The 12,203-nt window shown below is 73.5% G+C and carries 14 protein-coding genes; 7 read left to right on the top strand and 7 right to left on the bottom strand.

The window, feature by feature from the left end:
• Positions 1 to 57: 57 nt before the first annotated feature.
• From ACZ6TB_RS02575 to ACZ6TB_RS02565, 3 genes are read left to right on the top strand one after another with little or no spacing between them, the layout of a single operon-like run.
• The gene (locus tag ACZ6TB_RS02575; RefSeq protein WP_465549749.1) at positions 58 to 1,365 is read left to right on the top strand and encodes an MFS transporter; all 1,308 of its coding nucleotides are present in this window, start codon (positions 58 to 60) and stop codon (positions 1,363 to 1,365) included.
• Between the two features lie 17 nt (positions 1,366 to 1,382).
• On the top strand, positions 1,383 to 2,165 hold the full coding sequence (locus ACZ6TB_RS02570) for a carbon-nitrogen hydrolase family protein (protein WP_465549747.1): 783 nt from the start codon (positions 1,383 to 1,385) through the stop codon (positions 2,163 to 2,165).
• A complete protein-coding gene (locus ACZ6TB_RS02565) occupies positions 2,162 to 2,524 on the top strand; it encodes a DUF488 domain-containing protein (RefSeq protein WP_465549745.1) in 363 nt (120 codons plus the stop codon). The genes ACZ6TB_RS02570 and ACZ6TB_RS02565 overlap by 4 nt, the downstream gene beginning before the upstream one ends.
• Here the strand turns inward: ACZ6TB_RS02565 and ACZ6TB_RS02560 are convergent.
• Complete coding sequence (locus ACZ6TB_RS02560; protein ID WP_465549743.1) at positions 2,521 to 3,120, bottom strand: hypothetical protein; 600 nt, start codon at positions 3,118 to 3,120, stop codon at positions 2,521 to 2,523. The genes ACZ6TB_RS02565 and ACZ6TB_RS02560 overlap by 4 nt on opposite strands.
• Positions 3,121 to 3,328: 208 nt before the next feature.
• Between ACZ6TB_RS02560 and ACZ6TB_RS02555 the strand changes: the two genes are divergently transcribed.
• Together ACZ6TB_RS02555 and ACZ6TB_RS02550 are read left to right on the top strand one after the other, a co-directional pair.
• Complete coding sequence (locus ACZ6TB_RS02555) at positions 3,329 to 5,101, top strand: glycoside hydrolase family 6 protein (RefSeq protein ID WP_465549741.1); 1,773 nt, start codon at positions 3,329 to 3,331, stop codon at positions 5,099 to 5,101.
• A 99-nt stretch (positions 5,102 to 5,200) separates the two neighbouring features.
• The gene (locus tag ACZ6TB_RS02550) at positions 5,201 to 5,956 is read left to right on the top strand and encodes a PP2C family protein-serine/threonine phosphatase (protein ID WP_465549739.1); all 756 of its coding nucleotides are present in this window, start codon (positions 5,201 to 5,203) and stop codon (positions 5,954 to 5,956) included.
• A gap of 398 nt (positions 5,957 to 6,354) precedes the next feature.
• Here ACZ6TB_RS02550 and ACZ6TB_RS02545 read toward each other — a convergent pair whose 3' ends face one another.
• The 3 genes from ACZ6TB_RS02545 to ACZ6TB_RS02535 all read right to left on the bottom strand — a co-directional run bounded on the left by ACZ6TB_RS02545 (position 6,355) and on the right by ACZ6TB_RS02535 (position 8,228).
• On the bottom strand, positions 6,355 to 6,978 hold the full coding sequence (locus ACZ6TB_RS02545; protein WP_465549737.1) for an RICIN domain-containing protein: 624 nt from the start codon (positions 6,976 to 6,978) through the stop codon (positions 6,355 to 6,357).
• 105 nt (positions 6,979 to 7,083) lie between these two features.
• Positions 7,084 to 7,803 (bottom strand): sugar phosphate isomerase/epimerase family protein, encoded by a 720-nt coding sequence (locus tag ACZ6TB_RS02540; protein ID WP_465549735.1) that lies wholly within the window; start codon positions 7,801 to 7,803, stop codon positions 7,084 to 7,086.
• Complete coding sequence (locus ACZ6TB_RS02535; protein ID WP_465549733.1) at positions 7,800 to 8,228, bottom strand: MarR family winged helix-turn-helix transcriptional regulator; 429 nt, start codon at positions 8,226 to 8,228, stop codon at positions 7,800 to 7,802. The genes ACZ6TB_RS02540 and ACZ6TB_RS02535 overlap by 4 nt, the downstream gene beginning before the upstream one ends.
• 55 nt (positions 8,229 to 8,283) lie before the next feature.
• Between ACZ6TB_RS02535 and ACZ6TB_RS02530 the strand changes: the two genes are divergently transcribed.
• The gene (locus ACZ6TB_RS02530; RefSeq protein WP_465549731.1) at positions 8,284 to 9,174 is read left to right on the top strand and encodes an alpha/beta hydrolase; all 891 of its coding nucleotides are present in this window, start codon (positions 8,284 to 8,286) and stop codon (positions 9,172 to 9,174) included.
• On the opposite strand, the gene ACZ6TB_RS02525 is transcribed toward ACZ6TB_RS02530, so the two are convergent.
• Genes ACZ6TB_RS02525 through ACZ6TB_RS02515 form a run of 3 tightly spaced genes read right to left on the bottom strand, consistent with a single transcriptional unit; the run spans position 9,161 to position 11,233 of the window.
• The gene (locus ACZ6TB_RS02525; protein ID WP_465549729.1) at positions 9,161 to 9,910 is read right to left on the bottom strand and encodes a hypothetical protein; all 750 of its coding nucleotides are present in this window, start codon (positions 9,908 to 9,910) and stop codon (positions 9,161 to 9,163) included. The genes ACZ6TB_RS02530 and ACZ6TB_RS02525 overlap by 14 nt on opposite strands.
• Positions 9,907 to 10,407 carry a SigE family RNA polymerase sigma factor gene (locus ACZ6TB_RS02520; RefSeq protein WP_465549727.1) on the bottom strand — a complete coding sequence of 167 codons (501 nt, stop codon included), beginning with the start codon at positions 10,405 to 10,407 and terminating at the stop codon, positions 9,907 to 9,909. The genes ACZ6TB_RS02525 and ACZ6TB_RS02520 overlap by 4 nt, the downstream gene beginning before the upstream one ends.
• Positions 10,408 to 10,435: 28 nt before the next feature.
• A complete protein-coding gene (locus ACZ6TB_RS02515; RefSeq protein ID WP_465549725.1) occupies positions 10,436 to 11,233 on the bottom strand; it encodes a PaaX family transcriptional regulator in 798 nt (265 codons plus the stop codon).
• A 57-nt stretch (positions 11,234 to 11,290) separates the two neighbouring features.
• Here ACZ6TB_RS02515 and ACZ6TB_RS02510 point away from each other — a divergent pair, with 57 nt between their 5' ends.
• Positions 11,291 to 12,202: an SDR family oxidoreductase gene (locus ACZ6TB_RS02510; RefSeq protein ID WP_465549723.1), complete on the top strand. Its 912-nt coding sequence runs from the start codon at positions 11,291 to 11,293 to the stop codon at positions 12,200 to 12,202.
• The last annotated feature ends 1 nt before the right edge of the window (position 12,203 follow it).

Raw genomic sequence — 12,203 nt, 5'->3', positions numbered from 1 at the left:
CCTGAGGGCAGACGGAGCGGGGTCGAGAGATCGGCCCCGCTCTGCTTTGCTGTGGGGGTGGCTCCCCGCCGCTTCCGCCTGTTCTGGACGGGCGACACGATCAGCGCGGCCGGGGGAGCCCTGTCCGCGGTCGCCCTGCCGCTGCTCGCGCTCGAGACCCTGCACGCGTCGGACGCCCAGGTCGGCCTGCTGCGCGCCGCCCAGACCCTGCCGTTCCTGCTGCTCGCGGCGCCGATCGGCCTGCTCGCCGACCGGGTCTCGCGGCGGCGCCTGCTGCTGGCCGCCGACGCGGCCCGCTTTCCCCTGGTGCTGGCGATCGCGATCGCGGGCGCGGCGCTTCCGGTGGGCGGTCTGGTCGCGCTGGTCTTCCTCATCGGCATCGCCACGGTCGGGTACGAGGTGGCTTACCTCTCGGTCCTGCCCGAGCTCGTGGACTCCCCGTCGGCCCTGCCCGCCGCCAACCGCGCCGTCGAGTCGTCCCACGCCGCCGCGTCGCTGGCCGGCCCCGCCGCGGGTGGCGCGCTGGTCGCCGCGCTGGGCGCCGCCGCGGTGGTCGCCCTCGACGCGGTGTCGTTCGCCCTCGGCGCCGTCCTGACCGCGATCAACCGCTGGGATCGCCGTCCCGCCCCGGCCGCGCCACGCTCCGCCGCGGCCGCGCCACGCTCCGCCGCGCCACGCTCCGCCGCGCCACGCTCCGCCGCGCCACGCTCCGCCGCGCCACGCTCCGCCGCGCCACGCTCCGCCGCGGCCGCGCCTCGTTCCGTCGCGGCCGGTTGGCGGTGGGTGCGGGGCGACCGATTTGTCCGCCCGCTGACCCTCTACCTCGCGGCCAACAACCTGGCCGCCCAGGCCTTCCAGACCGCGCTCCTGCTTCTCGTCGTCCGGACGCTCGGCCTCGGCGCCGCCGCCGTCGGGTTCGCGGTCGCCGCGACCGGCGGCGGCTTCCTCGTCGGGGCGCTGGTCAGCCCCGGCGGCGCCCGGCGCTTCGGCACCGGCCGCGTCGTCATCGCGGCCTCCCTCGCCGGCGCCCTCGGCATCGCCCTGGTCGCCGTCGCCGCCGGCCTCCCGGCGGTGCTGGCCGGCTCGGCGCTGGCCGGCCTCGGCTCCGGCCTGTTCAACCTGCACTCGATCGCCGTCCGCCAGGCCATCACCCCGCCGGCCCTGCTCGGCCGCGTGAACGCCGTCGTCAAGACCGTCTCCTACGGCGCCACCACGATCGGCGCCCTGCTCGGCGGCGTGGCGGCCGCCGCCGCCGGCCCGCGCGCGGTGATCGCCGCCGCCGCCGTGGTCTCGGCCGCCGCCACCGCGTGCCTGCTCACGCCCGCGGTCCGCACGCTGACCACTCTCCCGGAGCGCGTGCATTGATCGGTCAGGATGGCGGGATGCGCCTGACCCTCCTGATCGCCCAGGTCCCCGCCGTCTGGGACGTGGACGCCAACCTCGCCACCGTCCGTGCGGTCCTCGACGAGGCCGCCCCCGGCGACGTCGTGGTGTTTCCCGAGGGAATGCTCTCCGGCTACGGCGAGGACCTGGCCCCGCTCGGCGCCCTCGACCCGGCATCGGTTTTCGCGGCCGCCGACGAGGTGGCCGGCCTGGCCGCCGCCCGCGCCGCGCACGTCTTCTGCGGCTCCCTGTTCCCGGCCGGGGAGCGGTGGTCGAACGCCGGCCTCTACTTCGCCCCGGACGGTGGCCGGACCGTCTACCGGAAGATCAACCTGGCGATGAACGAGCGTGGCCGCCTGGACCCCGGCGCCGAGCTGCCCGTCGTCCCGCTGGCCGGCGTCCCGGCCACGGCGGGCATCCAGCTCTGCCGCGAGATCCGCTTCCCCGAGCAGTGGCAGCACCTGGCCGCCGCCGGCGCCGAGCTGTTCGTCTACCTGACCAACGCCGCCAACACCCGTGAGGCCCCGGGCGTCTGGCGCAGTCACCTGATCAGCCGCGCCGCCGAGAACCAGCGCTTCCTGGCCGCCGCCAACATCGCCCATCCCGACCAGCACTGCCCGACCATGCTCGTCTCCCCGCGCGGCGAGGTCCTGGCCGAGTTGCCGGCCGGACCGCCGGCCGTCCTGCGCCATACGATCGACCTGGCCGACACCGCCGCCTGGTACCTCGGCCAGCGCCGCGCGGACGTCCTGTCGCTGACCTACCACGGAGGGCCGGTATGAGCGCGCGAGTACGCATCGGCCGGGTCTACGACGAGCCTCTCGACGCCGGCACGGCGCGCGTGCTCGTCGACCGGCTGTGGCCGCGCGGGCTGAGCAAGGAGCGGGCCGCGCTCGACGACTGGTGCAAGGCGGTCGCCCCGTCGCCGGAGCTGCGGAAGTGGTACGGGCACGACCCGGAGCGGTTCGCGGAGTTCCGGCGGAGGTACACCGATGAGCTCTCCCGGGGTGAGCCGGCCGCCGCCCTCGACCACCTGCGCGCGCTCGCCCGGGACCGGCCGGTGGTGCTGCTGACGGCGAGCAGGGCCCTGGAGATCAGCGATGCCGCCGTGCTCGCGGGGCTGCTCAACGCGTACGGCTAAATGGTCTGGCTCTCTGTTCGGCGCCGCGCCTCGGCCACGTCGGCCAGCAGGTCGTCCCACTCCTCGTCGGCGCGGAAGGGCGGCATCGGCAGCGAGCCGGCCACCCGGGCGTTCGCGTACTCCCACCAGGCCGCCACCCGCACCGGCCACAGGCCGACCCGGACCGCCCCGCGCAGGAAGCAGCGGTGGGCGATCAGCGTGGCCGTCAGCATCTTGGGGTCGAGCTCCTCGGAGTCGATCGCCTTGCCGAGGGCGCGCACGTCGCGGTGCATCTCCGAGTAGGCGATCATCGAGGGCATCGCCGGGACCAGCACCTCGGCCCCCTCGGCGATCAGATCGTCGGCGTCGGCGGGGGTGAAGACCAGGTCGTCGGTGGTGACGATGAGCGGGAGGATCGCGCGGCCGCGGCGGATGTCGAGCTGGACGGCCGGCTCCTGGGTGGGCACGAAGACGTCGGCCACGTCGGTCACGTCGTCGGGGTCGAGCGTCGCCGTGTCGCCCAGCGCGGGCACGTGAATGCGCAACGCGCCCCGCCGGACACTGACCTCGGCGCCGGAGACCTCGGACAACGCCTCGGTCAGCTCGAAAACCCGCATGCGCCCGTTTTACCCCATCGACGCGAGCCGGACCTTGACCGGGGCGGGGTCGGTGAACAAATGTTTCTGAGGCGTATCCGAATGATTGCGGTGGGAGCGCTCCCATGTAATGCTGTGCGAACAGCCGGGAGCGATGCCCCTCGATACGCGAACGGCTGATCCCCCTGGCGCCGGGGTGCGCCATTCGCATGTCTCGAGGAGCCACCACATGAGACCTGTCCTCATCCGCGGACTGACCGCGGCTGCCGCGGCGTCGATCGTCACCGGCCTCGGCATCTTTGCCGCGACCAGTGCGAGCGCCGCCGCCGGCTGCCGGGTCGACTACGCGGTGAACCAGTGGAACACCGGGTTCACCGCGAACATGACCGTCACGAATCTCGGTGACCCGATCTCCGGCGGCTGGAACGTCACCTGGTCGTTCCCGGGCAACCAGACGGTCACCCAGGGCTGGAGCGCGACGATCAGCCAGTCCGGTCAGAACGTCACGGCGACCAACCCCTCCTGGTCGACGTCGATCGGCACGAACAGCAGCGTCAACTTCGGCTTCAACGCCAACTACTCGGGCACGAACACCGCTCCGGCGACGTTCAAGCTCAACGGCACCGCCTGCACGGGCGCCGTGCCGACCACCGGACCGACCTCGGGCCCGACTTCAGGCCCGACGTCCGGCCCCACCTCCGGTCCCACGTCCGGCCCGACCACCGGACCGACCGGAAACCCGGGCCCCAAGGCCGACAACCCGTACGCGGGGGCCAAGGGCTACGTGAACCCGGAGTGGAAGGCCAAGGCCGACGCCGAGGCCGGTGGCAGCCGGGTGTCGAACAACCCGACCGCCGTGTGGCTGGACCGGATCGCGGCCATCAACGGCACGACCGACAGCAGCTCGAACGGCGCGATGGGCGTACGGGCCCACCTGGACGCCGCTCTCGCCCAGGGCGCGGGCTACATCCAGTTCGTGATCTACGACCTGCCCGGCCGGGACTGCGCCGCGCTCGCCTCCAACGGTGAGCTCGGGCCGAACGACCTGCCGCGGTACAAGTCGGAGTACATCGACCCGATCGCGGCGATCGAGAAGGATGCCAAGTACCAGAACCTGCGCATCATCAACATCGTCGAGATCGACTCGCTGCCGAACCTGATCACCAACACGTCCGGCCAGGCCGGCGCGACGGCGATGTGCGACACGATGAAGGCCAACGGCGGATACAAGGACGGCATCGCGTACGCGCTGAACAAGCTCGGCGCGATCGGCAACGTCTACAACTACATCGACGCGGCGCACCACGGCTGGATCGGCTGGGACTCGAACTTCAACCCGACCGCTGACCTGATGTACCAGACCGCGGTCGCCTCCGGCAGCGTCAACAACGTCACCGGCTTCATCACCGACACCGCCAACTACTCGGCGCTGACCGAGCCGTACTTCAACATCAACACCCAGGTCGGTGGCCAGAGCATCCGGCAGAGCAAGTGGGTCGACTGGAACCAGTACGTCGACGAGCTTTCCTTCGCCCAGGCCTTCCGCACCAAGCTGGTCTCCGAGGGCTTCTCCTCGAACATCGGCATGCTGATCGACACGTCCCGCAACGGCTGGGGTGGCCCGAACCGCCCGACCAAGGCGAGCACGTCGACCGACATCAACACCTTCATCAACGAGTCGCGCATCGACCGCCGGATCCACGCCGGCAACTGGTGCAACCAGTCCGGCGCCGGCCTCGGCGAGCGCCCGAAGGCGGCCCCGGCCGCCGGCATCGACGCCTACGTCTGGGTCAAGCCCCCGGGCGAGTCGGACGGTTCGAGCTCCCTCATCCCGAACAACGAGGGCAAGGGCTTCGACCAGATGTGCGACCCGACCTACACCGGTAACGCCCGCAACGGCAACAGCCTGAGCGGCGCGCTCCCGAACGCTCCGATCTCGGGCTCCTGGTTCTCGGCTCAGTTCCAGCAGCTGATGACCAACGCCTACCCGCCCCTCTCCTAGGAGAGGCACCGCGTAACCCGCCCCCATAACCGCCGGGCCCCGCTCTCTTCCCACGAGGAGCGGGGCCCGGTGTCGTGCCCGATGGGCTAGAAAGGGGGCGTGCAGATCGAGATTCACAAGGTCGCGTGGTCGGCGGCCGGGCGCCGGCTGACCGCGGCCGCCGGCAGCGTGGTGGGAAACCGGTACCGCGACAACTACGACGTGGTGCACCTCGACCCGGGCCGGTTCCTCGCGGTGGTGGCGGACGGCATGGGCGACGGTCCCGGGAGCGCCGCCGCCGGCCGGACGGCCGTCGACGTCTTCGTGCGAGACGTGCCGCGGACGTGCACTCCGGCCGGGCTGCGGGTCGCGGTCGACCAGGCCCAGCAGGAGGTACGCCGCGCCGCCCGCACCCTGGACGAGCTGACCGGCTGCACGATGACCGCCATGGTGGCGGACGCGCACGCGGCCGCCTGGATCGTCCAGATCGGCGACTCCCGCGCGTACCGGCTGAGGGATGGTCTTCTCGAACTGCTCACCACCGACCACACGGTCGCCTGGCTGGGCCTGCTCTACGGCTGGTTCCCGCCGGACTCGCCCGACGCGCGCACCGCTCGCTACCGTCTGACCCGCTACGTCGGCCACCCGCAGAGCCCCGAGCCCGACGTCCTGAACGTGTCGCTGCACCCCGGCGACGTCTACCTGCTCTGCACCGACGGCGTGACCGACCAGCTGAGCTACGAACGCCTGATCCAGCTGCTGGGCACGAACCCCGACCCGGCGGCCGCGGCGCACTTCCTGCTGGAGGACACCGTGGAGGCCGGCGGCACCGACAACGCGACGGCGGTGGTCATCAAGGTCGAGCCGACCATCTGAGCTGAGCGCCACGCCGGCCGACCGGAGCGCGAAGGCTCTCGTCCTGGACTGCTGCTGCGGCGACGCCGTCAAGGGCCAGCCGGACGCGGAACGGCTCGCCGGCCGGTACATCCTGGCCGCGACGTCGCCCGTTCATCAGGCGAAGGACGCCGAGGGCGGAACGGGTCGGGCAGCATCCCGATCGCGCGGCGCGGACCCGCCCGGCCCCGTTCGGCGACCTGGCCGCCGACGCGTTCCCGGCGCCGGGGAACCGGGCGGCGGCGTCACCTGGCCGCTGCTGTTGCTGCTGACGCGGGACCTCGCCGAGGCGCGACCCGCCGTCGTGGTGCTGTGGGAGCGGCGAGCCCCGCCGCCGGACGCGGCGACGGGGCTGGGCCGATCGGACGCGGCTGGGCCGATCAGTAGAAGAGCTGGTTGCCGGCATCCAGGCAGTGCCAGGTTTGGAGTGCGGCGCCGTCGTCCGAGCGGTTCTCCCGGACGTCCAGGCAGTAGTTCGAGCTGGACCGCCGGAAGTAGTAGAGGTCCCGCGTGCCGGTGGGGGTGCTGCCGCTGCCGTACTTCGGGATCTCCCACAACTGGGTGTACTGCGTGGGCTCGTTGGCGTCCTTGCACCACCACAGCCATACGTTCACGCCGTCGCCGACCGCGCTGTCCGGGTCCAGGCAGAGGCCGGTGTCGTAGTTGCGCACCTGCCAGGCGTACGACTGGTCGTTCTGGAACACGTGCTTGCTGAGGCACCAATACTGGTTGGTGGTCGGGCCGTTGGCGTGCCACATGTGCACGTAACCCGGGGCGGCCCGCGGATAGGGCGATGCCGCATCGAGCAGCATGCTGGTCTTCCGGGCGTTGCTGGCGCTGAGCCCGGCGTACGTGAAAGGCCCCTTGGCCCAGGCCGATCCCCAGCGGTCCTGGCACGCGGTCGAGGCGGCCTGCGCCGCCGTGGACGGGATCAGCGCGAGCCCGGTGAGCGCGACGACGACGGCCAGCAGCCGGGACAGCCGGCCGCGGATGAGATGTGACATGGTCCCCCGATACGTTGAGTGATTGGGGGCTCACCATAGGAATCGTCCGCCGGGCGTGTCGACGATCCTCTGTGGATTTGCGGTTTCCCGCACGGGGCAAGGGGTTCAGGCCAGCAACGCCAGCGCGCCGGCGATGGCGTCGTCAATCGGGGCGGCGTCGGCGTGCCAGCGGGCCTCGTGCTCGAGCACCACCGGCAGGTCGGGTCGCGCCGCGAGCACCTCGCGCAGCGGCACCGCGCCGGCGCCGGGGACCAGCGGCCGCCGGTCGGTGGGGGAGGCGACGTCCTTGATCTGGATCTCGGCCAGCCAGGGGCCGAGCGCCGCGGCGGTCGCGGCCGGGGACTCGCCCGCCCGCCACGGGTGCAGGGCGTCCCAGATCGCGCCGGCCCCGGGGGCGACCTCGAGCAGGCGGCGCAGGTCGGCCCCGCGCAGGTAGGCGTCGTGGGTCTCGACCAGCAGCCGGATGCCGCCGGCCCGGGAAAGGGCGGCGGCCAGGGCCGGGGCGGTCACGCCGGGCGGGGCGTCTCCCGGCATCAGGCGCAGCGCGGGGGCGCCCAGGTCGTGCGCCAGCTCGACGTGCTCGTCGAGGCCGGCGGCGCCGGAGGAAAGGTTCACGTAGGTGGCGAGGCCGGTCAGCGCCAGGCCGTGGTCGTCGAGCACCCGGCGGGCGGCCCGGCGTGCGGCCGGTCCGAGGCCGGCGTGGACCGGCTCGTCCTCGGCGCATCGCAGCTGCACCGCCCCGACGCCGTGCCGCCGCAGCAGGGCGCCCACCTGCGGCAGCGGCCGGCCGGGGCAGCCGAGCGTGGAGACCGCGAAGTCCCTCACGACTGGTTCTCCAACCGGTCGCGCCACTGGCCGAGGCCGGACGCCAGCTGGTCGATCACCCGCGCGGGAAGGCCGGCCGCGTACGTGGCCATCGCCTCGTCGAAGGTGGGGACGGCGGCGGCCAGCGCGGCCCGGCCGTCGTCGGTGAGGACCAGCAGCGACGAGCGCCGGTCGCCGGGGTTGGCCTCGCGGCGGCACCAGCCGCGCGCCTCGATGCGGTCGACCGCCTTGCTGGTCGCGCCGATGGTGATGTGCACCTCGTGGGCGATGTCGTGGACCCGGCAGGCGCCGCGCTCGATGATGCGCAGGAACTCCATGGTGCCCAGGGTCATGTCGTGGGCGGCCCGGATCCGGGCGTCGATCAGGTTGAACAGCAGCGTCTCGGCCCGGATCAGGTCGGTGAACAGCGCGGTGAGGTCGGTCACGTCAGCAATCCTAGGAATTAGATTCCGCGGAATCCAGTTGCGGAAGATGCATTCCTTGGAATCTACCGTGACGGAGGCCGACATGGACCGGCAAGCACAACGGGCGACCATCCGGGCGGCGCTGGCCGCGTTTCCCCGCGAGCGCGGCAGCGTGGCGAGCGAGCGAACCTCGTTCGAGGCGTTCGCGGCGGCCCGGCCGCCGGACCCGCGGCTCGTGCGGGACGAGGTGACGCTGGGCGGGCGGCCCGCGGTGCGGCTGCGGGCGGCGGGCGACGGCCCGGCGCTGCTGTACCTGCACGGTGGCGGCTACGTGGTCGGGTCGGGCCGCACCGGCGCGGGCCTGGCCGGCGCCCTCGCCGTCCGGACCGGCGGCGTGGCCTACTCGCTGGACTATCGCCTGGCGCCCGAGCACGTCTACCCGCGGGGCGTCGAGGACGCCGTCGCGGCGTACCGGGAACTGCTGGCCGGGGGGAGCGACGTCGTCGTGGCGGGCGACTCGGCCGGCGGCGGCCTGGCGGTGTCGCTGCTGGTCGCGGCCCGCGAGGCCGGCCTGCCCCAACCGCGGGCGGCCGCGGTCTTCTCGCCCTGGGTCGACCTGACGCTGAGCGGCGACACCATGCGCACCCGCGACGGCATCGACCCGCTGTTCACCGCCGGCAGCCTGCGCTGGTACGCCGAGCGGTACGCCCCCGGCCGCGAGAAGGAGGCGAGCCCGCTCTTCGCCGGCCTCCACGTTCTCGCGCCGCTGCTCGTGCAGGCCGGTAACGACGAGGTCCTGCTCGACGACGCCGTACGCCTGGCGGCGGCGGTCGCGGCCGCCGGCGGGACGGTCGGGCTCGAGGTCGGCGCCGGCCTGCCGCACGTCTACCAGAACAACTTCGGCCGTCTCGACGACGCCGACGACGCTCTCGACCGCGCGGCGGCGTTCCTGGTCAGTCGGTCTTAGCGGCGAAGTTCCCGTACACGTGGATGCGCTTGTGCTCGACCGACTCCACATAAGACTCGTACGTGTCGCCGGCGGCATCGCGGTCGGTGGCCGTGTACTTCGCGGTGAAGGTGTAGGTGCCGGCGGCAAGCGTCGCGCCCGGCTTCATCGTGAAGCGGTACAGCAGCCCGGGGCCGTCGGCGGTCACGGTGGCCGTGATGGAGTCGTCCGGGGAGGCGTAACCGGCCGCGGTGAGGCCGGTCGCCGGCGAGATCCGGATGGTCAGGTCGAGCGACGTCAAGGCGGCGCCCGGCTTCAGCGTCACCACGCTGCGGCCCTTCGCGGCGATCGAGCCGTCCGACCAGAGGCTGCCCTTCTCGGCCTGGGTGTCGCCGGGGTGGCCGCGAACCGGGCTCGCCGACGGGGGCGGCGCCGCCTGGGTGCGGGGGCGGGTGGTGACCGGCCGCGAGGCGGGGGCGGTGGCGGTCGCGACGACGCTGGGGGAGGCCGGCGGGGCCGGGGCGGTCGCGACCGGCGTCGCCGGGCCGGGGGACGAGGAGGCCAGCGCCCACTTCGCGACGCCGCCGATGCCGAGCACGGTCACCACGGCCAGCGCCGAGCCGGCCAGCCGCATCGCCCGCCCGCGCGGGCGGGCCGAGGACGCGCGGTTGGCGGCGATGCGGTTCAGCATCGCCGTCCGGTCGGGAGTGTGCTCATCGAGGGCATCCCGCAGCTCCCGCTTCACGAACTCGTTCACCGCGCCACCTCCCATCCGTCCAGTTCGTGCAGCAGCTCGGCGAGTTGCTTGGCGCCGCGCGAGGTCTGGCTCTTCACCGCGCCGACCGAGATGCCCAGGATGCCGGCCACCTCGCGCTCGGGCAGGTCGAACGCGTACCGCAGCACCACGCAGGCCCGCCGCCGGTAAGGCAGTTGCCGCAGCGCGCTGCGCACGTCGAGCACGGCCGGCACGTCCGGCCCGGCGGCGCGCTGACCGCCGAGGCCGAGGAGGGCCAGGCCGCGCCGGGCGCGTCCCTGGCGGCGGATCCAGTTGCGGGTGAGATTGGCGACGATCCCCCGGGCGTACGCGGCGGGGTCGCCCGCGGCCGCGACCCGGTCCCAGTGTTTCCAGACCTCGGTGAGCGCGTCGGCGGCCAGGTCGTCGGCGGCCGCGGAGTCGCCGCTCAACAGGTAGGCCAAGCCCGACAGCTCGGCGTGGTGACGCTCGAAGAAGGCGTGGAAGGCCTGGTCACGCACCGGCTCAGCCTTCCCGTCGAGATCGCGATCAGCCTGCCGACGATAGCGGAAGCGCCTCGAGCAGGCCATCGGCGACCGTGCGCGCGGCCGGGCGGCCGGCCTCCTCCAGCCACCGGAAGAGCTTCTCCGCCCGTACGGCCGGCCAGTCGCCGGGCAGATGCTGGACCGGCAGCCGCGGGTCCCGGCCGATCGTGTCCAGCCATTCGGCCAGGAGCCCGAGGTGGGCGGCGAGCGGGTCGCCGACCGGCGCCGCGCCGCCCCAGCGGGCGAGGAACGCCTCGTACCGCTCGGCCAGCCCCGGCAGGTCGTAGGCGTCGGCGATCAGCGAGGCCACGTCGGTGGTGTCGTCGGCGCGGGCATGGAACACCCGGGCGTGCGCGGCCAGCCCCAGCCCGGCCACGATCCCGGCCGCATCGACCCGGCCGGGCGCGATCCACAGGCCGCCCTGCACCGGCCCGAAGCCCGACCACGCCAGCCGGGAGCGCAGGTCGTGCCGCTCGCGCTGCATCGCCTCCGGCAGCGAGAAGCTCAGCAGCGTCCAGCCGCCGTCCCAGCGGTCGTCGACCACGCCGTCGCGCCAGATGCGGCCGCGGCCCTCGCGCAGGATCGCCGTCGACCGGCCGGTGAGCCCGAAGTACATCTTCCGGCCCACCGGGCGGCGGTGCAGCAGGTCGCGCCCGACCATGCGGCTCAGCGTCGAGCGGGTGGCGTGGGTGGAGACGCCGGCCCGGCCCAGCGCCTCGATGATGCCGCCGGCGCCGAGGCACACGCCCTGGTCGAGCGCGTAGGTGCCGAACAGCGTCAGCATCAGGGTCCGCGGTTGCACGGCCCAATGTTAGGCACATTCTTGACGGCCGTGAAGCAGACGCCTAACTTCGGAACCGTGGACGACATCGATCTGCGGGGCAAAGTGGCCATCGTGACGGGCAGCGGCCGGGGCCTGGGCCTGGCGTACGCGAAGGCGCTGGCGGCGGCCGGCGCGAAGGTCGTGGTGAACGACGTCGACCCGGCCGCGGTCGACGCGGCGGTGGCCGCGCTCGGCGGTGACGCGGTCGGCGTGACGGCCGCCGTCGGCGACGCCGAGAGCGCCGATCGCCTGGTCGCGGCCGCGGTCGACACCTTCGGCCGGCTCGACGTCCTGGTCACCAACGCCGGCATCCTGCGCGACCGGGTGCTGTGGAAGATGAGCGACGACGACTTCGACGAGGTCGTCAAGGTGCACCTGCGCGGCACCTTCACCTGCGCCCGGGCCGCCGCCGTGCGGATGCGGGAGCAGGGCGAGGGCGGCCGGATCATCCTGATCTCGTCGCCGGCCGGCCAGCGCGGCAACTTCGGGCAGACCAACTACGCCGCCGCCAAGGCCGGGATCGCCGCGATGGCCCGCACCTGGGCGATGGAGCTGGCCCGCAGCGAGATCACGGTGAACGCCGTGGTCCCGGTCGCCGCCACCGCGATGACCCGCACGATCCCGGCGTTCGCGCCGCTGATCGACGAGTCCGAGCGCACCGGCGAGCCGCTGCCCGCCTGGGTGCGCCGGGACGAGGGCCTCGGCACCGTCGACGACGTGACCGGCCTGGTCGTCTTCCTCGCCTCGGACGCGTCCAGGGGCATCACGGGCCAGGCCGTCGGCGTCGGCGGCGACCGGCTCGCGCTCTGGGCGCATCCCCAGGAGAAGACCGTGGCCTTCGCCGAGGGCGGATGGTCGGCGTCGGCGATCGCGGCGGAGTGGCCGAGCGGCGTCGGCGCTTCGCTCGAGACCTACGGGATTCCCGCCCCGAAGCCGCCGGCGGCCTGAC

It is taken from the genome of Actinoplanes sp. NPDC051537 (assembly GCF_055586105.1).
The sequence above is the reverse complement of the archived record's forward strand: the minus strand, read 5'-3'. Positions and strand labels throughout refer to the sequence as shown.